This window comes from Geodermatophilus sp. CPCC 205506 (assembly GCF_051383635.1).
In the GTDB taxonomy this organism is placed as follows: domain Bacteria; phylum Actinomycetota; class Actinomycetes; order Mycobacteriales; family Geodermatophilaceae; genus Geodermatophilus.
In genome coordinates, this window is the sequence record NZ_JALPKP010000002.1 from 134,610 (window position 1) to 156,357 (window position 21,748).

17 protein-coding genes are annotated in these 21,748 nt (G+C 73.4%); 5 read left to right on the top strand and 12 right to left on the bottom strand.

From position 1 onward, the window contains the following. Nucleotides 1–431 precede the first annotated feature (431 nt). Together MY520_RS02020 and MY520_RS02025 are read right to left on the bottom strand one after the other, a co-directional pair. A complete protein-coding gene (locus MY520_RS02020) occupies nucleotides 432–623 on the bottom strand; it encodes a (2Fe-2S)-binding protein (protein ID WP_436689567.1) in 192 nt (63 codons plus the stop codon). 270 nt (nucleotides 624–893) lie between these two features. Then, a complete protein-coding gene (locus MY520_RS02025) occupies nucleotides 894–1,739 on the bottom strand; it encodes a DUF222 domain-containing protein (protein ID WP_436689569.1) in 846 nt (281 codons plus the stop codon). A gap of 244 nt (nucleotides 1,740–1,983) precedes the next feature. On the opposite strand from MY520_RS02025, the gene MY520_RS02030 reads away from it, so the two are divergent. From MY520_RS02030 to MY520_RS02040, 3 genes are read left to right on the top strand one after another with little or no spacing between them, the layout of a single operon-like run. Next, nucleotides 1,984–3,432, top strand: coding sequence for a hypothetical protein (locus MY520_RS02030; protein WP_436689571.1), 1,449 nt, complete (start codon nucleotides 1,984–1,986; stop codon nucleotides 3,430–3,432). Then, nucleotides 3,429–4,475, top strand: coding sequence for a PD-(D/E)XK nuclease family protein (locus MY520_RS02035; protein ID WP_436689573.1), 1,047 nt, complete (start codon nucleotides 3,429–3,431; stop codon nucleotides 4,473–4,475). The genes MY520_RS02030 and MY520_RS02035 overlap by 4 nt, the downstream gene beginning before the upstream one ends. A gap of 2 nt (nucleotides 4,476–4,477) precedes the next feature. Continuing rightward, nucleotides 4,478–4,756 (top strand): hypothetical protein, encoded by a 279-nt coding sequence (locus tag MY520_RS02040; protein WP_436689575.1) that lies wholly within the window; start codon nucleotides 4,478–4,480, stop codon nucleotides 4,754–4,756. 14 nt (nucleotides 4,757–4,770) lie between these two features. Here MY520_RS02040 and MY520_RS02045 read toward each other — a convergent pair whose 3' ends face one another. The 3 genes from MY520_RS02045 to MY520_RS02055 all read right to left on the bottom strand — a co-directional run bounded on the left by MY520_RS02045 (nucleotide 4,771) and on the right by MY520_RS02055 (nucleotide 7,328). Next, nucleotides 4,771–5,316 carry a hypothetical protein gene (locus tag MY520_RS02045; RefSeq protein ID WP_436689577.1) on the bottom strand — a complete coding sequence of 182 codons (546 nt, stop codon included), beginning with the start codon at nucleotides 5,314–5,316 and terminating at the stop codon, nucleotides 4,771–4,773. A gap of 93 nt (nucleotides 5,317–5,409) precedes the next feature. After that, entirely contained in the window at nucleotides 5,410–6,702 is a 1,293-nt protein-coding gene (locus MY520_RS02050) for an MFS transporter (RefSeq protein ID WP_436689578.1), read from the bottom strand. A gap of 140 nt (nucleotides 6,703–6,842) precedes the next feature. Further along, nucleotides 6,843–7,328 carry a DUF6653 family protein gene (locus MY520_RS02055; protein ID WP_436689580.1) on the bottom strand — a complete coding sequence of 162 codons (486 nt, stop codon included), beginning with the start codon at nucleotides 7,326–7,328 and terminating at the stop codon, nucleotides 6,843–6,845. Nucleotides 7,329–7,497: 169 nt separating this feature from the next. Between MY520_RS02055 and MY520_RS02060 the strand changes: the two genes are divergently transcribed. Further along, nucleotides 7,498–7,947: a hypothetical protein gene (locus MY520_RS02060; protein WP_436689582.1), complete on the top strand. Its 450-nt coding sequence runs from the start codon at nucleotides 7,498–7,500 to the stop codon at nucleotides 7,945–7,947. Nucleotides 7,948–7,965: 18 nt separating this feature from the next. Here MY520_RS02060 and MY520_RS02065 read toward each other — a convergent pair whose 3' ends face one another. Beyond that, nucleotides 7,966–8,559 carry a hypothetical protein gene (locus MY520_RS02065; protein ID WP_436689584.1) on the bottom strand — a complete coding sequence of 198 codons (594 nt, stop codon included), beginning with the start codon at nucleotides 8,557–8,559 and terminating at the stop codon, nucleotides 7,966–7,968. Between the two features lie 375 nt (nucleotides 8,560–8,934). Here MY520_RS02065 and MY520_RS02070 point away from each other — a divergent pair, with 375 nt between their 5' ends. Beyond that, nucleotides 8,935–11,076: a DEAD/DEAH box helicase gene (locus MY520_RS02070; protein WP_436689586.1), complete on the top strand. Its 2,142-nt coding sequence runs from the start codon at nucleotides 8,935–8,937 to the stop codon at nucleotides 11,074–11,076. Between the two features lie 62 nt (nucleotides 11,077–11,138). Here the strand turns inward: MY520_RS02070 and MY520_RS02075 are convergent, their stop codons facing one another. The 6 genes from MY520_RS02075 to MY520_RS02100 are packed head-to-tail and all read right to left on the bottom strand — an operon-like array spanning nucleotide 11,139 to nucleotide 21,744. Then, on the bottom strand, nucleotides 11,139–11,597 hold the full coding sequence (locus MY520_RS02075) for a hypothetical protein (protein WP_436689588.1): 459 nt from the start codon (nucleotides 11,595–11,597) through the stop codon (nucleotides 11,139–11,141). Further along, entirely contained in the window at nucleotides 11,594–12,118 is a 525-nt protein-coding gene (locus MY520_RS02080; protein WP_436689590.1) for a hypothetical protein, read from the bottom strand. The genes MY520_RS02075 and MY520_RS02080 overlap by 4 nt, the downstream gene beginning before the upstream one ends. After that, nucleotides 12,115–17,079 carry a hypothetical protein gene (locus MY520_RS02085; RefSeq protein ID WP_436689592.1) on the bottom strand — a complete coding sequence of 1,655 codons (4,965 nt, stop codon included), beginning with the start codon at nucleotides 17,077–17,079 and terminating at the stop codon, nucleotides 12,115–12,117. Before MY520_RS02085 ends, MY520_RS02080 begins: the two co-directional genes overlap by 4 nt. Continuing rightward, nucleotides 17,076–18,404 (bottom strand): ATP-binding protein, encoded by a 1,329-nt coding sequence (locus MY520_RS02090; RefSeq protein WP_436689594.1) that lies wholly within the window; start codon nucleotides 18,402–18,404, stop codon nucleotides 17,076–17,078. Before MY520_RS02090 ends, MY520_RS02085 begins: the two co-directional genes overlap by 4 nt. Continuing rightward, a complete protein-coding gene (locus MY520_RS02095) occupies nucleotides 18,401–19,693 on the bottom strand; it encodes a contractile injection system tape measure protein (RefSeq protein ID WP_436689596.1) in 1,293 nt (430 codons plus the stop codon). The genes MY520_RS02090 and MY520_RS02095 overlap by 4 nt, the downstream gene beginning before the upstream one ends. Beyond that, entirely contained in the window at nucleotides 19,690–21,744 is a 2,055-nt protein-coding gene (locus MY520_RS02100) for a hypothetical protein (protein ID WP_436689598.1), read from the bottom strand. The genes MY520_RS02095 and MY520_RS02100 overlap by 4 nt, the downstream gene beginning before the upstream one ends. Nucleotides 21,745–21,748: the final 4 nt, after the last annotated feature.

Sequence of the window (21,748 nt, forward strand, 5' to 3'; positions counted from 1 at the left end):
TCTACGCCCAGGGTCAGCAGTCCCTCTGGATCGACGGCCTCGACGAGCTCATCCACCCGGCGGCGCAGGCCCTCCCACCACTCGTGGAGGAGCCCGTCCCGGCTGGGCACCAAGCCGGGTTGTCGGAGAAGGGCCACCGGGTGTCCCTGAGGTCGCACTCTGTCCCTCGGCGGCCCGTTCAGGGACACCACGCCGGCTCCCACCGGAGGTGAGGCGGTGAGGTGGCCACCCCATCGTCGACGGGCTCCCCTTGTCGATGCGACGGTCTCCGCAAGGGTCGAGTCCCCGCAGAAGCTGGCCTGTTCCGGGGACCGAAGGCGATGTGGCAGAGGTTGGCTCCCAAGCACCGGCGCTGGACGCCGGCGGGGCTCGCCACGACTTGGACCACTGAAGCCCTCCTCTCTGTTGAGGGACCCGCGAGGCCGTCTGCGTCAGGCGGCGGCGATCGCCAGCCCGTGCAGCGGCTCGGCGACGCGCAGCCGGTCGCAGATCTGATCCAGGCAGCTGCCGCACCCGGTGCCCGCACCGCAGGCGTCGCCGACCTCCTCCTCCGTGCGTGCCCCGGCGTCGATGGTCTGGGCCAGTTCGGACTCGCTGACGGCGAAGCAGATACAGACGTACACGGCGTGCTCTCCCGGGGTGAGGCCTCCGGCCACTGGGATCCGGCGGGGGACTCTCCACAGCATCCGGCGTGAGCATGCGCCCCGCTGTACCGATCCGGACGCCGTCCGTGACGAATGAGGACGCGCGCCGGCCGGGTCGGACCGCCCGCAGGGCAGGGCTTGATCGCGCGGTGCCGTCGGTCGGCGCGTCCGCCCAGATCGCTTCCGGATCGTGGCAGGAGGGGAGTGCTGCTCAGCCTTCCTGGCTCCGGACCGCCGTGCTCTCGCGTGTCACCGCCGGCACGGGTCTCGGCTCGGCGGCGTGCTGGCGTCCCACGGCCGCCGGATCAGATCGGCCAGCACTGCCGCCCGCAGTTCGCCGATCGGGCGGGGGTCACCGTCGGCCTCGAGCATCGCCGCCAGCCGGTCGACGGCGTCCAGGCACTCCGCCGACACCGGCGTGGGCAGATCCGCGGCCGGCGTGCTCATCCCCTCCAGGTGCGAGGGGTGGGAGCGCACGTCGGCCTGCCGCTGGGCGTCCTCCCGGCGCGCATCCACGGCGTCGGTGTCGAGTTCCAGGAGCAGCGCCAGCGCCCGGCGGCGCAACCGCCCGGTCGGCGGCCGAGTGGCCTCGGGCAGCAGCCGGGCCTCGATCTGCCGGGCGATCTCGGATGAGGCGTGCGCGAGGACGTCGGCGAGCACCTTCGCCCGCGGCTCGTCGAGGACACCGTCGGCCATCGCCGCCCGGGTGGCCGGCAGGTTGGTCCGGAGCACCCACGCCCGGTGGGCCAGGTGGGAGGCGGTGCATCGGCCGCAGTTGAGCACGACGGCCAGTTCGGCGCAGAAGAACTCCGACACCCCGGGGAGCTCGGTGTCCGGGGCCCAGGAACCCCTTCGCGCGCCGGGGTGGCCGGGCGGCGGGTCGAGGGTGTCCGGGGTGTCGTCGGCGAGGGCCATGAGGAGTTCGGCCTCGTAGGCGGCGTCCATCGCCCGCCGGGCCTGCACCCGCTGCAACTCCGCCGCCTTCTGCTCGCTGCTCAGCAGGCCGACGGGCAGCGCGCGGTCGGGCAGTGGCTGGGCCACGGACCAGTCGAACAGGAGCCCCTCGACCGACTCCTGGCCCCCGATCCGCGTCATGAGGCGAACACACGGAGGGGGTCCGACAGTTCCGGGCGCTGAGCAGGGGATTCGCCCGAGGACCGGTGGTGGGTCGATGTCGGCCGGATTACGCCGCGAGCGAACGACGACACGCCGCTCTCCCGGCTGACCTGGGATCTCGTCTCTGACGCCGCGATGTGCTTGCCCAAGACGGCGCAGATGTGTCAGCACCCCCTCATAGCTTTCGGGTCGACATCTTCCCCGTGTCGACAAGGAGCTCACGATGGCCCTCAACGGCCTGAAGACCCGCAAGCCCACCGGCCGCGTCCCGTGGCCGTGCATCCTCCTCGAGGGCGAGGAGAAGGCCGGCAAGTCCTACGCGCTGGCGCAGTTCTCTGCCAGCACCAAGATCGGCGCCCTGTACTGGATCGACCTCAACGAGGGTGCCGCCGACGAGTACGGCGCGATCCCGGGCACCAAGTACCAGGTGGTCGAGCACGACGGCTCCTACGCCCAGGTGCTGGCCGCCGTCCAGGCGGTGAAGGCCGAGGCGCGCCGCGCGGCCGACGCCGGCGAGCCGCCGGTGGTGCTCGGCATCGACACCGGATCGGCGGTCTGGGACGGACTGAAGGACTGGGCCAGCGCCCGCGCGGCCAAGTCCACCCGCAACCGCGAGCTGCTCAAGCGCGACCCCAACGCCGAGATCGTCATCAGCCAGAACCTGTGGAACGACGCGGGTGCCCGCTGGCGCAAGCTGCAGACGGAGCTGCTCACCTTCCCCGGCATCGTGGTGGTGACCGCCCGGGGCAAGGAGGTCACCGAGGTCGACGCCAACGGCCGCCCGATCGAGGGGCAGAAGACCTGGTCGGTGCAGACCCACCGGGAGTTCCCCTACGCGGCCAGTGTCTGGGTGCGCCTGCGTCGCGGGCGCCGCCCGCTGATCGTCGGCGCGCGCAGCGTGCACGTGGGCATCAAGCCGAACGACGACCCCGCCAAGGAGGTCACCGACCCCAGGACGAACGGCCGGCTGCTGGAGTGGCTGGTCTTCGACGCCCTCAGGTGCGACCCGGGCACCGCGCACGTCCGGGACCTCGTCCCCTTCCACGGCGGCGGTCTGCTCGAGCACGAGCGCACCGAGGAGGCCAGGACCGGCCGGACGAGCCAGCGGAGCGAGCCGGACGTCGCCGACCTGGTCGCCCGGATCCGGGACGCCGGGGACGACGACGACCTGCGCGAGGTGTGGGCCGAGGCCAACCGCAGCGCACTGCTGCAGGTCGACGTCCCGACCGCTGACGGTTCGTACACCGTCGGGGAGCTGATCCAGGCCCGGCACGAGGAGTTCCTCGAGGCGTCGGTGCAGGCCCACCCCGCTGGTCGCCGCAGGGGCGAGGCGTCCTCGACGCCGCCCGCGCCGACGACCCCGGCCGCGGTCGTGGCGGCCGCCCGGGCCGCCGCCTCGGCCGCGGCCGCCACCAGTGGGGAGGACGCGCCGGCGAACCCGCTGCTGGAGGCCTCGCCGACGCCGGACGACCCGCGGGATCGCCGGCTCACCGCGGCCCGCCGGGGCGTGCTCGCCAGCCTGGAGTCCCTCGGCATGACCGACGAGCAGATCGGCGAGCGGTTCGGCCGGCCCGTCGAGCACGTGGCCACCAAGCGGCTGACCGCCCTCGTCCGCGAGGTGATCGCCACCCAGCGGGCGGGTCTGGCCGGGCAGCAGGAGATCTCCGCGTGACCGCGGTCCTGCCCGCCCGCCCCAGCGCCGCCGAGCGGCGGGCCGCCCCGAGCCTGGCCGCGGCGGTCCGTGACCTCGACCGCCGCCGGGCCCGCTCCCGGCAGCGGATGATCGGCGCCTCCGAGCTCGGCGAGTGCCGGCGCCGGGCGGCCTACCGGGTCGCCCGGCGCCGGCCCACCAACACCCGCACCGGGCTGCAGGCCTTCCTCGGCACCGAGCTGCACCGCGGGGTGCTGCGCGCGCTGCGCCGCCAGTACGGCGGGCTGACCGAGGTCGCGCTCCAAGGCGAGCAGGTCAAGGGCCGCTGCGACTGGTGGCACGCCCCGGTCGTCGAGGACCTCAAGACCACGTCCCGGTTCGGGTTCGAGCGGATCCTCACCCGTGGGGTGCCCGCCAAGCACTGGTTCCAGGTGGCGGTCTACGCCTGGCTCCTCCGCACCGGGCAGATCCACGACCGGCGGCTCCCGGCCGGCGACGGGCAGGACGTCGAGGGGCTGCGCATCCGCTACCTCTCCCGCGACTCGGGCGAGGACGTCGTCTTCGAGGCCGACCACGACCCGGCGCTGACCGCCGAGGCCCTCCTGTGGCTCACCGAGGTGTACGCCACCGTCGAGGACGAGGGGGAGCAGGCCGCTCCCCGCGACGGGTTCGGGCCCGGAGTCGACACCATGTGCGACTGGTGCCCGTTCCTGGACCTGTGCTGGGGCCCGCCCGTGGACCCGGAGACCGAGGGCGACGGCTCCCGCCAGTCCCGCCTGACGGTCACCGACGAGGACTACGCCGACGCCGTCCACGACTACGACGCCTGGCGCGCCGCGGAGAACGAGGCCAGGCGGCACAAGGAATTCGCGCGGGAGCGGCTGCGGGGCCGGTCCGGGCCGGCGGACGACCTGTACTGCGAGTGGTCCGGGGGCGGCCTGCGCACGCAGGTCGACAAGGACGCCGCGGTCGAGCGGCTGACCGAGCTGGGGGAGGACGTGCCCACCCGGAGGATCCGCACCCCGCAGACGATCCGGGTCACCCGGAACGGCACCGAGAGGTAGTCATGACCACCGTCTCCACGAGCCACCTGGCCGCCGGGGAGCCGGTCCTGACCAGCGACGTCGTCGGCACGGACTTCGGCCTGCCGCTGGTCCGGCCGACCAGGAGCAGACAGGGCAGCCGGGTGCGGGTCGTGCGCTCGCGCTGCCGGGCCCACGGGGGAGTGGTCGTGTGGTTCACCGACGGGACCAAGACCCCGCCGCTGCACGGGCGCACCAGCTGGATCGTGGCCGGGCCCGGGCCGGGCGCACCCGCACCCGCTCCCGCGCGCGTCGTGGTGTGACGCGGAGGCGCCGGTCAGGACGACTCCCGGTGCACCTGCCGCTCGTCGTCGACGGCGGCGCGGAGCCTGTCCACCGTCGCCTGGGCCTCCATCTCGAGCCCGCCGAAGGTCTCCTCGACGAGCTGCAGCCGCTCCCACCAGGCCTGCAGCGCGGCCGGGTCGGCGAGGTCGGAAGGCTCCAGGGCCAGCAGCCCCCGGATCGACGCGTCGGCCGCCTCGAGCACACCGGAGTCGTCGTCCGGAGACCGTGCGCGAGCCGTCCAGAACACCTCCGCCCACAACGCGGCGACGCCGTGGCCACCGGCCGGCGGCACGCTCTGCGGAAAGGCCCGCCGCCGGTCCCCGGCGACCGCCACGAGCCGCAGCGCCAGCAGCTGACGCACCCGCCGCAGGAACTCCGGTGCCACGGCGACCCGCGCCGGCGCCGACCGGGCGCCCGCCATCCGTCCGTACGCGGCGGCCACCCGCTGCCCGCACCGCTGGGTGCGGTCCCACAGCTCGTAGGCCGTCAGCTCCGCGAGGGCGCCGGGTTCGTCGTCCGCGTCGAAGCCGTCGGTCACGCCGCGGACGCTAGAGCCCCCTGCTGACTCTCTCCGGCCGACGCGCCCGGCCGCGTCGGGGGTCGAGTGGCACGCGAGGTCGATGGCCGCCGGTCACCGGTCGTCCCGCCCCGTCCTGACGGCCGGGTCGGCGTGCAGGTCGATCCGCGACGTCTCCGGCGCCAGGAGGACGCAGACCGTGGTGAGGACCAGCACCGCGACCACGTACAGGGACACGGCCAGGGAGGTGTCGTAGCGGTCGAGCAGGGCCACCGAGATGATGGGGGCCAGGGCTCCGCCGAGGATCCCCGCCAGCTGGTAGCCCATCGAGGCGCCGGTGTACCGGACCCTGGTCGGGAACATCTCGGCGATGAACGAGGCCTGCGGGCCGTACATCGCGGCGTGGAAGACGAGCGCGATCACCGTCGCGAGGGCGATCAGCGCGAAGCGGCCGGTGTCCAGCAGGGCGAAGAACACGAAGACCCAGATCGCGGCGCCGACCGCGCCGAAGAGGTAGACCGGCCGGCGTCCGAACCTGTCCGACAGCCCGCCGAACCACGGGATCAGGAACACCTGCACCGCGGCGGCGATCAGGACCGCGTTGAGCGCGTAGCTGCTCGGCAGCTCCAGGTACGTCGCGACGTACGTGGTGATGAACAGGATGAAGGTGTAGAACGCGACGTCGACACCGATCCGCGCGCCGATCGCGAGCAGCACCCGCGACGGGTACCGGCGCAGCACGTCGACGATCGGCGCCTTCACCTTGGCGTCGTGCTCCTCGACCTCGCGGAACAGCGGACTCTCGGCGATCGTCAGCCGGATCCACAGCCCCACGAGCACGAGGACGCCGCTGAGCAGGAACGGGATCCGCCATCCCCAGTCGACGAAGGCCGACTCGGAGGTGACCGCTCCCATCAGCGACAGCACCCCGTTTGCCAGCAGCAACCCGATCGGCACCCCCACCTGCGGCCAGCTGGCGTTGAGCCCGCGCCGGTGCGCGGAGCCGGACTCGAGCGTCATCAGCACCGCGCCGCCCCACTCCCCGCCGAGCCCCAGACCCTGGAGGAAGCGCAGCGCCACCAGCAGCAGCGGGGCCCACACGCCGATCGACTCGTACGTGGGCAGCACGCCGATCAGGAAGGTGGCGACGCCCATGATCAGCAACGTCACCACGAGCACGTTCTTGCGGCCGAGCTTGTCGCCGTAGTGGCCGAACACGATCCCGCCCAGCGGCCGGGCCACGAAGCCGACCGCGTACGTCGTGAACGCGAGCAGGGTCCCGACGAGCGGGTCGAAGCTGGGGAAGAAGATCTGGTTGAACACCAGCGCGGCGGCCGTGCCGTAGATGAAGAAGTCGTACCACTCCAGGGAGGTGCCCACGAGGCTGGCCACGATGACGCGACGCACGGACGAGGCCTGGGCTGTGCTGGCGGTGGGTGGCATCGGGATCTCCCTTGGAACTCGTCCGCGGTCGGAGCAGCCTCAGCACAGACCCGACCCCGGCTGCGCGCAACAAGGGAGATCCGCGCCGTCCCACCGGGTGGTGCTCAGGACCCCGCAGGCGCGACGTCGTCGTAGAGGATGGCCATGCGGTCGATGAACCAGGTCTTGCCGGCCATCTGGACCGCCAGTCCGAACAGGACCATCCAGCCGTCCCGCACGACGAGGCCCCTCGCGATGAACGGCACGCCCAGGGCACTGATGGCGCCGAGGACGTTCGGCGCGACCCGGTGCCGCGGGGGGACCGGGACCTCCTTCCGGTTCCCCCAGTAGGTCTCGCCCAGCACGCCTCTGGACGCCCAGTGGTCCAGCGAGCGCGGTGGCGGGAACGCCCTGGGGTTGATCACGGTCCACGCGCCGACCAGTCCGACCGGCACGAGTGACCACCAGCCGATCCGGTGGCGGCTCCAGATCGCCGCGGCCATCAGTGGCGGGATGGGCATGCGCGTGTAGACGCTCCACGGATTGGCATGGCGCTGCCAGCTGTCCCCCTCGAGCCCGAATGCCTTGGCCATCCTCGTGTCCAGGGACATGTCGATCTCCCCTTGCGTGCACGCCGTCGAGGTCGTGGTCGTCAGGGTCCTCACCCCGGGTGTGCCGGCACAACACCCTGGTGCGCACCGATGAGGTCGTGCGCGCGAGTCGGTCCTCCTCGTGTGGCCTCGCGGACCGTGCCGGGCCCCGTTCGCGCAGGAGCGCACCATGACCAACGACACGACGACCAACGACACGACCACCCGGGCCACCGGTCCCCGGGCCGAGGCGCTGCGCACCCTCGACCGCCTGGTCGGCACCTGGACCGTCTCGGGCCCCGACGGCCTGACCGGCGAGGTCCGCTACGAGTGGATGGACGGCGGGGGCTTCCTGGTCCAGCACGTGGACCTGCACTCGGCCGGCGAGCACACCCGCGGCGTGGAGTACATCGGGTACGACGAGGCCGGCGGCGAGCTGCGGTCCCACTTCTTCGGCGCGGGCGGGGAGATCCTCGAGTACACCTACCGGCTCGAGGGTGACGTCCTCCGCATCTGGTTCGGCGGGACGGACTCCCCGGCCCGCTTCGAGGGGCGGTTCAGCGCCGACGGCACGACCAACTCCGGAGCCTGGCAGTGGCCGGGCGGGGGCTACGCGTCGACGATGACCCGCGCCGCCTGAGCCCTGCGCCCTCGACGGTCACGGCGAGCCGTCCGGGCAGCCCTTCGCGGCGACCACCGTCGCGGCGACGGCGGTCCGGTGGTCTCGCGTCCACGGTGGGCCCCACCTGGCGCGCGGGCCGTCGAGGACTCGGCCGGCGTCGGCCCCGAGGCGCGCGGTGGCCAGGTCGAGGACCTGCTTCGGGTCGTAGAGGTGGACCCGCCAGCCCCTCGCCTCGGCGACCTCGGCGAGGACGTGCCGGTACATGACGGCGTCGGCGCGCGATTCGTACGGTGGGCGGCGCAGTGCGGCGATGTCGGCCGGGAGGCCGGATCGGGAGGCCCGCAGGGAGATCGACAGGATCGGCCCCGCCAGGTCGGCGGCCAGGCAGTCGAGCGACTCCGCCGTCGCGAGGGCGGCCGACGCCCGCACCTGCGCGACCAGCGACGCCAGGGCCGCGTCATCGAGACGCCGCGACGTGTGCTGGGGCCACGCGCCGCCTTCGTGGTGGATCGGCGCGACCGGGAGGCCGGTCCCGACCAGCTCGATCCGCCGACGATCGAGGACCTCGTGGTCGGCCGACGTCGTCACCGTGACGGCCCATCCCAGGTGATCGGCGACGCCCACGTGCACCGGGGCAGTCTTGCAGGCACGCCCCCGTGACCGGCCCGATCTCGTTCGGGCCGGTGTGGGCGGCGGCACCGCTGGAGCGACCGGCCGGGAATGGCGCGCCCTCGCACACGTTGACACGACCGAGGTGCCGACGCCGAGACCGCAGCCGGTCGTCCGACGTCGGCTACCGTGGTCCCTGTCCACGAGCCCACCGCCGGCGGCTCCGGGTCCGCCCTCGGGAGCCTGTCGAGGCCCGCGGCGTCGATCTCCGGAGATCCGCAGGCCGGCTCGGCGTTCGGAGGACCAGGTCCCTCGCTCCGGGGCGTTCCTCGCCCCGCCCGCGGGACCGTACGGCATGCCGAGGCCACCGTGGCCGGCATTCCAGAGGAGGAGTCTGTGGCTCGACCAGGCCAGCGCCAGGCGGGCGGTCGCCGGACCGCCCCGCGGGACCAGCGACGGGTCCGCCGCGGCGACGTCGTCGCCGTGCTCGCCCGGACCGTCCGTGAGGTCGAGGCGGCGGTCCAGCGCGGCCGCGTGACGCCTGCCGTGCGCACGAAGTTCCAGGCCGTCGCCCTGCTGCTGCGGGACGAGCGGGCCCGCGTCCAGGCCGACGCGGCCGTCAGCGACGGTCATCGGGCCGAGCAGCTCAAGCGCCTGGACGGCATCGCGACGATCCTCGCGACGACCGCGGTGCGCGACGTCGGGCTGCTGGCCCTGCTCGCCGAGGACGCCGTCGCCTCGGACGCGGCCCGGGCGCTCAAGCGGGACATGCTGAAGGCCGTCGGCGTCGAGCCGCCCCCCGAGGAGGTCCCGCCGACGGAGCCCCCGGCTGCTCCCGCCGCTCCCGAGCGCCGCGTCGTGCCGCAGTCGGTGATCTCCCGACAGCTGGCCAACCCCTTCCTCGCACCCGACTTCTCCGCCGCTCGGCAGCCGGCTCCCCGTCCGCGCCGCCTGGCCGACTGGGAGCTGATCGGACCCCTCCTCAGCTCCTTCGAGCGCGCCGGTGGCGGGGACTCGGCGTGCATGCCCCTCCCCGCGCCGTCGTCGCGGAGGGCGCCGCAGGGTCTGGAGCTGATGCCGCACCAGGCCCAGCTCGTCGCCGCGACCGCCGCCGGTCACCGCAGGTTCCTCCTCGCTGACGAGCCGGGTCTGGGCAAGACGGCCCAGGCACTGCTCGCTGCGGACGCGGCGGACGCCTACCCGCTGCTCGTGGTCGTGCCGAACGTCGTCAAGACCAACTGGGCTCGAGAGGCCGGCCGCTGGACCCCCCACCGCGCGGCCACCGTGGTCCAGGGCGACGGTGACACGGTCGACGGCTTCGCCGACATCATCGTCGTCAACTACGAGGTCCTCGACCGCCACGTGGGCTGGCTCGGCGACTTCGGCTTCCGCGGCATGGTCGTCGACGAGGCGCACTTCATCAAGAACCGGACGTCCCAGCGCTCGCAGCACGTGCTGGAGCTCTCGGACCGCATCCGGTCGCGCACGCCGCGGCCCCTGCTGATGGCCCTCACCGGCACCCCGCTGATCAACGACATCGACGACTTCCGGGCCATCTGGCAGTTCCTCGGCTGGATCGACGGCGCCAAGCCGCTCGGCGAGCTGATGGACGCGCTCGAGGACACCGGTCTGACGCCTGCCGACCCGGGCTTCTACGCCGCCGCCCGCCGGTGCGTCATCGACCTCGGGATCGTCCGCCGGCGCAAGGCGGACGTGGCCGCCGACATCCCTGCCCGCCGCATCGCCGACCTCCCCGTCGAGCTGGACGGGCCGGCCGGCCGGTCGATCCGGGCGGCCGAGCGGGAGCTCGCCCGCCGGATGGTGGCGCGGTACGAGACCGCCGTCGCGAACCAGGCGTCCACCGCCGACGTCGAGGGCATCGACCACGACCTCGTGCGCCGGGTCGCCCGCTGGGAGCTCAAGGACGCGACCACCGCGCAGGCCGGCGAGAACGTGTTCAGCATGATGCGGCGCATCGGCCAGGCGAAGGCCGCCCTCGCCGCGGACTACGCGGCACAGCTGGCCCGCAGCGCCGGCAAGGTGGTCTTCTTCGCCAAGCACGTCGACGTGATGGACGCCGCCGAGGAGACCTTCGCCCGGCAGGGTGTCCGGTTCTCGTCGATCCGTGGCGACCAGACGCCCGCGTCGCGGCAGCGGAACATCGACGCCTTCGTCAACGACCGGGACGTGGCCGTCGCGGTCTGCTCGTTGACCGCGGCCGGCGTGGGCCTGAACCTGCAGGTCGCCTCGAACATCGTGCTCGCCGAGCTGTCCTGGACCGACGCGGAGCAGACCCAGGCCATCGACCGCAGCCACCGGATCGGTCAGACCGAACCGGTCACCGCGTGGCGCATCATCGCCGCGCAGACGATCGACGCCCGGATCGCCGAGCTGATCGACAGCAAGGCGGGGCTCGCCGCCCGGGCGCTCGACGGGTCGGACGAGGAGGTCTCGTCGTCGGCCGACGTGCAGCTCGAGGCCCTGGTCACGCTGTTGACCGACGCACTGGCGGCGGTGCCGCAGTCGGGCGCGGCCTGACCGACGGGCCTCAACCGCAGACGGCGCCCTGCGGGCGGAGCCGTAGCCCGGGCCGGTACTGGTCAGGCTCGACGTCGCGCACTCGACGGTGCGCGGGCGTCCGTCGCCGTGGTCCGCGCCGACGCGGCGCGGCTGTCGTTCGCCGGCACCTCGTTCGACGGTGAGGAGGCGTCGCGGTTTCGGCCGCCGTGGTCGTCGTCCGTGTCCGGGCGACCGTTAGCGTCGGCACTCGCCGTGCGGACCCGGGCGGTGGCGTCCCGCAGCGCACCGAGGACCGTGGTCCGGAATCGCTCGCCCGGGGTCAGGGCGGCGTCGAAGCTCCGGCGCAGCCGCTCAGCCTCCCGCTCGGCGTCCGCGTGGACAGCGGCGTCGTCGGACCGGATGTCCAGGGCCAGCCTGCACAGCGCGCGGCCGGCGTCGGCCAGTGCGACGGCCAGCCGACGCGGGTCGGCGAGCAGGTCCTCCGGCGTGCAGCCGACGCGGCCCGCCAGCCACGTGATGCCCGGCCCGTGCTCGGTCACTGGCCCAAGCGCTCCCCGAGCCACGCGGCCTGCTCGGGGTTCCGCGGCAGCCGCAGGGTGCTGGACTCCTGGACGGGTGCATCGATCGGCACCGCCCTGCCACCGGAGTCCGCCCATGCGACCCCCTCGACGAACGGGTCCGCGTCGGCGCGACCGGTGACCTTGAGCTCCCCGTCCACGAGCTCGACGAGTAGCGCGGCTCCGAGCGACCTGCCCCGGGTGTCGTACGCGCCGCTGACGAACGCCAACCAGCCATCCGGGGCCGTGATCCGCGCGACGCCGAACAGAGCCGCCCCGGCTCGCTCGCCGGGGTCGGCCGTCGCCTGGGTCGACCTCCCGCCCGGGACTGCGGAGCGGCCGGCCTGCGGACCGAGCGGCAGCCCCTCGCCGGGCGCATAGAAGGACGACGCCCGCCGCACGGCTGCGAGGTACGCGTCGTCGTCGGGCTCCCCGAGCGCCGCACGCAGCACCGCGGTGTCCGCGTCGAGGAACGCCTCGGCGAAGGCCACGACATCCGTCAACCGTCGATCAGCAGCCACAGGTCCGCTCCAATCGGGTACGAGCCACCAGGCCCGGCGGGGTCGGTGAACTCCCACGTGTAGACGACGCCGGTGATGCGCATGAGGTCGGGGTGCACCTGCCCCGCGTTGATCTTGGCGCGGATCTCCGCGTCGAGGTCGCGCCCGGCGTCGGCCGCGGGGAACCAGGTGGCCTGCTTGATCTCGGCGAGCGCCGCGGGGTCGAGGAGGGCGCCGAACGACACGCGCACGGTCATGGTGAACGACACCTTCGTCGCGTCCAGCTGGTGGTCCTCGGCCCAGTCCTCGATCTGGGTTCCGATCAAGCGCTCGGCCACGCGCATCACGTTCTGGTTGTAGTGAGCGCTGGCGGTCACCAGGTTCCCGCCGACCGTCCACCCTGACCCGCTGAACTCGTCGGCGATGATGTGCGACCGGTCGAAGCCGTTGTTCGAGCGGAACGCCGGCGAGTCCTGAGTCACCCCCCGACCACGCTCGGAGCTGAAACGCAGGTTCTCGCCCTTCACGGTGATCGCCAGGCCGGCGTTCGTGTCGCGGGTGACGGTGAACCGCTGGCCGGCCTCGGTGTCGTAGGACATGGTGCGCACACCGTTCACGTCCTGGTATGTGATCTTCCTGGGCTTGAACCGATCGTGGTCCGGCACGCGGCCGGTCGGCCAGGCGATGCTCCCGCCACCGGGCGCGCTCCAGCGGAAGGTGATCTCGTTCACCTTGGTGCGCCAACGCTCCTGAACTGTCGCCCCGACGATCGTGGCGGCCGCGATCCGGCTCAGGGCTTCCGTCTTGAGGTTGCTGACCGCGGCCTGGCCGTACGCCTGCCGGAAGTTGCGCTGGACCGAGTGCGGGGGGCTCGTCTGGGTGAAGACGTAGGACAGGAACGGCTCCGACGCCACCGTCCGCTGCCCAGGGGCAGACTGGAAGTAGGGGAGCAGGAGCCGGTGCTGGCCGGGGTCGGCCACCACAGCCTGTGCGCCGGCCTCTGTCCCGTCCAGCACCGTGTCGGTCCACAGGCGGGTGTCAGTCGGCTGGTTACCGATGGTGAACTCCGGGAGACGGCTCCGCCAGCCCGCTACCACGTCGCCGGCACGGCTCGTCCCCTCGGGCGGCAGTTGAGCGGCCATGTCCGCAAGCCACTGCTCGGTGGCTACCTCGCCCTCGAAGATCTCGAACAGCTCGTCCAGCATCGTCGCGATCGAGCGCTGCTGACCCTCGAGGTCGGCGTCCGACGGCGGCTCCACGTCGTCGCTGGGGTTCGTCGAGGCCGCGGCGAACTCGGGGGCCAGCGTGTCGGCGGTGGTGTCAGCCGCGCTCACCGCGCCGGCGAGCGCGTCCAGCTTCGTCGTCGTGGAGCCCTGGATGCCCTCGGGGAGCTCTCCGATCCGCCCTCGCCACTCCGCGATCTTGTTCTCGATCGGTAGCGGCGCGGAGGCGACCATGAGCGTCGCCGTCGCGCCCTCCGTCTGCACGAAGACGCGGTGCGACTCGCCGCCTGCGGTGAACCGGACCGTCGTCCCGAGCTCCTCGTCGTCGCTCCCGTTCCCCTCGTCTTCGTCGCCGCCCAGTCCGAGCGCGCGCAGCAGCGCTCGGCCGCGCTCGGCGAGGAAGCCGATCACGATGTCCATCCCCTGGTAGACGCGGGCCTGAAGCGCGACGATCACGTCGGCGACCTGGTTCGGCAGACCGCTGAGGCTGAGCAGCCCGGCGAAGAAGTCGATGACCGGCGGGATGAGCATGGCCAGCGATCGCTCGACCGCGTTGGCGAGGCCGGCGATGTTGCCGGCGATGACATCGGCCATGCCGTTGACCACCGCTTCGACGAACCGGAAGATGCGCGCGGCGTTCCGGAAGATCCACGCGCACACGTCGTAGATCGCCTTGATGGCCTGAGCGACCGCGCCGGCGGGGTTGAGCAGTCCGATCACCCTGATGACGACCTGTGTGATCAGGGTGTCGACCAGGTACTCGATCGCCGCCTCGAGGATCGTCTGCACGATCATCTCCGGGGTCAGCTGCTCCTTGATCATGTCGACGATGCCCTGCGGGCCCTGCTGGATGAGGAGCGAGATCAGCTGCCAGGCGGCCTCGATGATCGCCACGTTCTGCTCGCCGATGTGCCGGACGAGGATCTCCCGCACCCGCGCCCAGGTGATCCCCATGAGCTGCAGGGCGAAGGAGAACAGAGACGTGGGGGAGAAGTCCGTCGGCATCGGGATGGGCGCCTCGAGGCCGGAGAACAGCCAGTTCCAGAAGCCGCGGAGCATGTGCAGGGCGAAGTTGTCGAAGAACTGCTGGAAGCCCTGCCTCACCCCGGCCATGAAGTTGTTCGCGAAGCGCATCGGGTCATCGGCGATGTCCGCGGCCACGTGCTGGATGCGCGCCACCAGGGCCCAGAACGCCCCCGGCGGGATGTTCACCAGCGTCAGGAGTCCGTTGATGATGGCCTTGACCGGGTCGTCGATGAACGCCTGGATGGCCGCCGCGATCCGGCCGAGGACGCCGCGCGCCGCCTGTCGCCGCTCCTCGACCGCTGCCTGCACCTCGGCGACGGCGGTCAGGGCGGCCCGTGAGACGTCCTGGACGAAGCTGGTCTGCGCCGCGGTGACCTGCTGGCTGAGCCCGTCGAGCATGCCGGAGAACCGGGTGCGCTCCTGGGCGGCCCACTCCGGGAACTGCTCCTCCATCGCGGAGAAGGCGGCGTCGATGTCCTCCCGGGCCTGCGCGATGATCGCTTGGGCGGCGGCCACGACACCGTTGACGTCGGTGGAGATCTCCAGCAGGAGCTCGCAGATGCCGTCGCCGAACTGCTTCTCGGCGCGGTCGTACTCCTCCTCCACCCAGGCCGGCAGGCCGAAGACCGCGTCGCCGACTCCGACGATGAAGCCCTCGACGCCGGAGTGCCGCTCGTCGATCCACGCCTGGACGCGGTCGAGGGAGTCGTGGAACTCCTGCGACAGCCGGGTCAGGCCGGCGGTCCAGCGCGCCATGGCCGTCCGGCTCAGCGGCTCGAGGAGGGCCGTGACCTGCTGTTGGGCGGTCGTGAAGATCGTCTGCGCACGCTGGGAGACCGAGTCGCGGGTCTGCTCCTCGCTCCGCACGGCCTGGGTCTGGCCGCCCGCGACGTCCCCCACCGTTCCGGCCCGGGCGGCCACCAGGGCCTCCGTCGCCTGCGCCTGGAGCGTGGCCATGTCGGCCTGTGCGGTCTCGATCGCGGCGTTCTGCTCGGCCGCCAGCTGCTCCGGGGTCTGCGCGGCCATCTCGCCGAGCTCCCCGCGTGAGTCCCGGACCGTCGCGAACGGGGCGTCGGGGATCTCCTGCGTCACGGGTGTGTCGATCCCGGAACCGGCGATCCGCTGGTCGGTCGCGGCGACGTCGGCGTCCAGGGACAGGTTCTCCGGCGGGATGGGGTCCGGGGCGGCGCTCGCGGCATCGACGCCCATGCCCGGACCGGACGGTTCCGGGTGCTCGACCGGCATCGGGGTCAGCGCCGGCGTTCCGCTCGGGGGGTCGTTCATGTCGGCGTAGCCGGCCTGGACCTGGCCGACCTGTCCTTCGACCGAGCCGGAGACGGTGGCCCCCGCCGTCTGCGCCGCCTGAGTGGGGTCGGCACCGAGCAGGTCGTCCTCGTCGACCGGGCGCTGTTCGGCGATCGCGACGCGGATCCGCTCGCACAGCTCGACGATCTCCGGACTCGGGGCGGGGCGATCACCGAGCGCAGCGGCGAGGCCCTCCCGGGCCCGCGCGGCGGTCTCGGCGGCGGGCTCGGTCACTGCGCCCCGGGCCTCGGCGACGTTCTCCTCCGCGGACGGCAGGTCAGCGGCGGCGCGCGCAGCCCCGCCGGCGGCGGCGGCCACCTCACCGGCCCGCGCGGTGGCGGCGGGCCCGGGCTCGGCGGGAGCAGGGGGCATGAGGAGCTCGACCGTGATCGCGGGCGCAGGTGGTGCTCCTCCGGCCCCGCCTCCGCCGAGCCCGCCCCGGCCGGCCGCGGCCTCGGGCGCCGGGCCGGCACCGGCTGGACCCGCCGCGGCTGCCCCGCCGGCCACCTCATGCCCGGCCACGGGCTCCACGGGCGGCACAGGCACCACGGTCGCCGGCACCGCGTCGCTGTCGGCAGTCGGACGGGAACCGGCGTCGGGTGCCGGCTCCGCCGGTGGCGCCGGTGGCGTCGGTGTCACCGGCCCGACGGCGCCGGCGACCGCCGCCCGGACCGCGGCGTCCAGCAGGGCCGCGGTCTCCGGGCTGTCCGGGCCGTACCGCCCCGGCGCGAAGAAGAGATCTGTGTTCGAGACGAACGCCGGTGCCCCCTCGACCGGGGAGTCGGGGTGCGCACGCAGGCCGGTGACGTCCCAACCGCGCAGCCCGCGGAAGAGCTCGACGACCCTCGGCTCCAGGGGCAGCCCGGGTGGCAGGGCGCCGTCGGGCAGGGCGACGGTCGCCCCGGTGCCGGTGCGGGTCACCGTCAGCCCCTGCGCCGGACTGAGCGCCACCTCGGTGCCGACCGGGGTGAGGTCGATCGCGAGTGTCGTCCCGCGCAGGCTGACCGCCGGGGCGGCCAGGGGTGCGCCCTCCCAACCGGCCACGGACCACGTCGTCTCCGCGATCCGGAGTCCGAGGAGGCGGACGACGCCGCGCATCGTCACCGTGCCGTCCAGGGTCCCGTCGGAGCGGAACCCGGCTCGGCCGGTCAGGTCGACGAACGGCGCGGCGCCGGTGAGCAGCACCTCCCCGCCACCCACCCCCCACTCGGCGTACCGCGCGGTCAGCCCGCCCGCCGGGACACCGAGGTCGACGACGCTCTCGTCGGGCGCGGGCCGGGGGACCGTCCGCAGCGGCTCCGGCTCGGGGGACGCCGGCCCGACGGCCCCGGCGCCGGCTCGGACCGTCGTCCGGGTCGCCGCACCGTGCTCCGACTTGGGGACGGCGGCGACGGGGGCCGGTGCGCTCACCGGACGGTCCGTCCCGCCTTCTCGAACTGCCGATGGATGCCGCTGACCAGGTAGTCCTGGGTCACCACCCACGCGTCGGCCGCCGCGAGGTAGGCCGCGTCCAGGCTCGCGTCCCGGATCTGTGCCCCGGACAGCGGGTACCGCTGTGCGAGCGCATCGAGGTCGACCTCGTCGGCTACCGGCAGCTCGGGTGGCAGCACCGCCCGCCAGAGCCGGACGCGCTCGGCAGGCCCCGGCTCGGGGAACTCGACCATCACGTGGATGCGCCGCTGGAAGGCCTCGTCGATGTTGGCGAGGAGGTTCGTCGTCAGGATGACGACGCCGGGGTGCGCCTCGATGCGGGACAGCAGGTAGGAGACCTCCTGGTTGGCGTAGCGGTCGTGGGAGTCGCTGACCTCGGTGCGCCTCCCGAACACCGCGTCGGCCTCGTCAAACACGAGCAGGCAACGCTCGCGGACCGCCCGGTCGAACACCCTGGCCAGTGCCTTCTCGGTCTCGCCGATGTACTTGGACACCAGCGCGGACAGGTCGACGAGGTACGCGGTCAGCCCCGTCGACCGGGAGAGCGCCGCCGCCGTCATCGTCTTGCCCGTGCCCGGTGGGCCGTGGAACAGGGCGAGCAGGCCGGCGGTGTTGTCGTGGTGCCGGCCGAACCCCCAGGTCTCGACCACCAGGTCACGGTGGGAGATGCGGTTCGCGAGATCGGTGATCCGCCGGCGTGCCGGGCCGGGGAGGACGACGTCGTCCAGGCCGTGCACGGTGGTCAGCGGGCGGGCCGGGAAGTCGGTGGACACGGTGACCGGCTCGGGCGGCAGTCCGAGCACCCACCGCACCAACGCCGGGTCGGCGCGGAGCCGGCCCGACAGGTCCCCTGCCGGGTCCAGGGACAGCAGGCCGGACGCGAGCAGGGGCGCGCCGCTGCTGAGCTGGACGGCGGCCTCGAGCCGGCCGCCGAACGTGCGCGCAGCCAGGGTGCGGGCGACCTCTCCGGTGAGCCCGACCGCACCCGGCCGGTCGGTCAGCTCGGCGTACAACCGGTCGAACTTCTCGTCGACGTGCGGGGCGATCGCGGCGACCAGCACGAGGGCCTCCGGCGCCGTCAGGCCGGCGTCCGCGACGACCCGGGCGAGCGGCGCCCTGCCGCGGTAGCGGGAGAGCGGAGGAATGCCCTCGTCGGGCCCGTCGAGGCCGAGCATCCGGCTGGACGGGCTCCCTCGGCGCTCCTCGATGCGGATCGCGACGACCGCCTCGAGCATCTCCAGGGCTGACCTGAGCTCTGCGGCGTACTCGGCCGGCTGCGTGCCGGTCGACGCGGGCGCGGTCACGGCCGGAACCGCACGGTCAGGACGGGCGTCCACGGCAGGCGGAGGAGGCCTACCGGGTAGGGGAGCAGCGGCAGCACGACGTCGAGCGGAGCGGTCTGTGCGAGGAGGGTCGCGGGATCGTGTCCTAGGTCGAGGATGCCCGCCCGTATCAGCCAGCTGTCGCGGACGAACCGCGCCGAGGACCGCTGGAATCCAGGCAGGAGCGCGACGAACCGGCGCAGGACGTCCTCGGCAGCGACTCGGATCCGGTCGAGGGCATCGAGCGGCGCGAGACCCGCGGAGGGCGCTGCGTCCTCCGGTGCCCCGGCGAGGAAGCGGACGAGCGGGTCGTCGACGAGGCCCGGATCTGCCGGGTCCGCGAGAGCGGCGAGGGCGACGCGGCGGGGGTAGCTCGGCTCAGCGCTCGCGTGCAGATCCACGGCCTCGCGGCACAGGTCGGCCAACCACGGATAGGCCAGCACGACGCCGGCCGCCCGGGTCGCCGCGGCCGGGTCGACGCTCACCGGTACGGACGGTTCGAGCAACGGTCTGACCGTCCGGGCTGCTTCGGCCAGCCGGTCCGCCAGTGCCGGTGGGGTGGTCCCGCTCGACGGCGAACTCCCGCTCGAGCCGGGCACGACGCCGGCGTGCCGCTCGTGCGGCGGGTGGGCGAGTGGGGCCGCGGATCCCCGCGCGCGCGTGACCGGAGGCTCTCGGGGCGTCCGGAGCGATCCCGCGGCGACGATCAGCGCCTGAACGAGCGTCTCGGCCCGCTCGCCGCCGATCCGGTGCAGCACGGCCGCAGCGATCCGGGGGTCGGACAGTGCGGTGACCGCCTTCGGCACCGGTACCGCACCGGAGTCGACTCGTGCGAGCCATCCCGACACCGCCTTCGCGACCTCGACGACGTCCGTCACCGCGCCGGCTCCAGCGACCTCGCCGCCGCCCGACGTCCCGGCGGCGCCGGCCGTCGCGTTGGCGCCGGGCGTCGTGCGGGCGCCTGCCGTCGTGGGCGTGCCCGAAGCTTCGGGCACCAGCCTCCCTGCGGCGACACCGGCACCCCTCGCCCGCGGCCGGGCGCCCGCGGCCAGGGCCGCTTGCCGGATCCCGTCCGCCCACAGCACCGCGAGCGTCGCGTCGTCGTGGTCGGCCGGGTCGGTGAGCCGCACCGTCAGCCGGTCGAGGTCGACGTCCGCGAGGTCGGCCAGCGCGCGCTCGAGTGCATGGGGCAACGCCCTGGCCGCGACCGTGGCCAGCCGGCGCGCGTCCGTTCCGCGGATGCGCAGCCGGTCCACCACGACGTCGGTCATCCGAGCAGGTCCCTCACCGCGTTGAGCTGGGCGTCCAGCTGGTTGCCGAGGGACGGATCGATCCCTGCGGACTTGACCGCGGTGCGCAACGTACTGAGCAGCCGGATGGTGGCGTTGCCGATCGCCTGCGGCTCCCCGCCGGCGGCCGCCTCCTCGAGCGTCGCCGTCGCACGTGTCGCGGCGCCGATGTGCCGCCCGAGCGCGGCCTTGTCCTTCGGCGTGACGAGGGAGGCGAGCCCGTTGGTGAGGCTCCCGGCGAACTCGACCAGGCCACGCGCGACGCCAGTGTCGAGCTGCCTCGGGCCCCGGATGCCGACACCCCTGACGATCACGTCGAGCTGGCCCTCGGCCGTCGACAACCGCTGCTGCATGTCCTCGAGCGGTACACCGCTGAGCTCGAGGTCGACGCGGCCCTTCACCTCCGCCTCGATCGCCCGGCCGACGCCCTGGATCGCCTGGTCCACCTCGGTGCGCCATTGCACGGTCGCCTGCTCGAAACCCTTGAACCCCTGGACGTCGACGGTGAGGCCGCCCACCTGCTTGGTGACCTTGTCCAGCCCGACCTGGTGGACCTCGGTCGCCGCGAGCGCCTCGGTCGCCTTGGCCGTCGCGGCCGGGAGGGCGGTTCCGAGCTCGCGTGCGCTGTGCGCCGCGGGGACCCGGCCCATGGCGGTGACCTTGTTGTTCGTCCCCACCGTGAACACCACCGTGTCGGCGACGTTGAAGGTCGCTCCGGGCTGGTACCCGGGGAGGGCCGTGACCTCGCCGGCGGACAGGACCTGGACGTTGGGCGTTCCGCCGAGGCCCTCGACCTGCGCCTCGAGCGACGTCTTCGCGATCCCGGCGTCCCGGCCCAGGGCCGGCAGCCCGTCGATCACTCCCTTGCCGAAGTAGTCCCACCGGTCGGTGGCGTAGATCTCCTCGATGACGTCGTCGATGTGGGCGTAGACGTCCGGCGGGTTCCAGATGGGCCCGAGAGGGTCGATGTCCCAGTGCTTGTACCAGCCCTCGGGGATCTCGCGGGGCGGGAAGTAGAACGGCACGCACTCCCCGCCGCTCAGCACCCTGCCATGAGCGCAGTAGGGGAAGACCACGATCGGATCGTCGTCGTCGTCCTCGATCGGTGGCGGTTCCGGCGGGGCGTACCCGGAGATCAGTCCCTCGAGCAGGTCGACCCAGACGCCACACGGGGAGGTGCAGCCACCACCGGTGAAGGCCAGGCTGAGTCCGCTGGGCGGTTCCCACGCATGGCGGTACGCGCAGTCCCAGACCCACGTCGAACCCACCAGGCGCACCCAGCCGAGCACGACGCCGGGCCGGGTGCTGCTGTGGTCGCTCGTCGTGGCCATCAGGGCACGGCAACGCAGCAGGTCGAGGGTCGCGAAGAGCACCTGGTTGAGGAAGCCCGCCTTGTATCCCTTGACCCCGGGCAGGTCCGACGCGGCGATCGAGGTGGCCTGGAGCGCGGTGATCAGGGCAGGGTCGATCAGCGGACCCCCGCTGTTGCGGAGTCGGGTGACGAGTGCGTCCCGCAGCGTGACGTAGGACCCCTGCGGCGCGGAGGTGAGCGAGAGCCGCAGCGGCTCGACGCTCAGCAGCGTCTCACCGGCGAAGTCGAAGCGGGGTCCGGTGATCCGGCCGGCGACGACCCGCAGCGCGACCGCGCGCGTGTGCAGCTCGGCGTGACCCTCGCAGTCCGTCTCGCCGCAGTCCGGCGCCGGCTCGGCGACGTCGGTCGCCTCCAGGACGACGGAGAACCCGCCGGGTCCGGCGGCCACGAAGTCGAAGGAGCCGGTGGACGTCGTCGGCGGCAGGGCGACGGTCTGCGACGCGGGGAGGATCAGCGGCTCGCCCACCTGGTCGATCGCCAGGCCGGGACCGATGGTGAGCGTCGTGCCGCTCACCGTGCCGCCGAGCCCGCCGTTGACGCCGAAGCCGGTGAGTCGGCCGAGCAGGCGGTCGCGGAAGTGGCTGAAGGCGTGCAGCTGGTTGAGCTCCGCGGCGGTGAGGGTCTGTCCGCCTTCGAAGACCGGGTACTGGTTGCCGGGCATGGTG

What these genes read in the sequence shown, in the direction of transcription:
- MY520_RS02100 (WP_436689598.1), bottom strand. Translation starts at nt 21,744, where the DNA reads ATGCCCGGCAACCAGTACCCGGTCTTCGAAGGCGGACAGACCCTCACC.
- MY520_RS02025 (WP_436689569.1), bottom strand. Translation starts at nt 1,739, where the DNA reads ATGACGCGGATCGGGGGCCAGGAGTCGGTCGAGGGGCTCCTGTTCGAC.
- MY520_RS02040 (WP_436689575.1), top strand. Translation starts at nt 4,478, where the DNA reads ATGACCACCGTCTCCACGAGCCACCTGGCCGCCGGGGAGCCGGTCCTG.
- MY520_RS02030 (WP_436689571.1), top strand. Translation starts at nt 1,984, where the DNA reads ATGGCCCTCAACGGCCTGAAGACCCGCAAGCCCACCGGCCGCGTCCCG.
- MY520_RS02055 (WP_436689580.1), bottom strand. Translation starts at nt 7,328, where the DNA reads ATGTCCCTGGACACGAGGATGGCCAAGGCATTCGGGCTCGAGGGGGAC.
- MY520_RS02060 (WP_436689582.1), top strand. Translation starts at nt 7,498, where the DNA reads ATGACCAACGACACGACGACCAACGACACGACCACCCGGGCCACCGGT.
- MY520_RS02095 (WP_436689596.1), bottom strand. Translation starts at nt 19,693, where the DNA reads ATGACCGACGTCGTGGTGGACCGGCTGCGCATCCGCGGAACGGACGCG.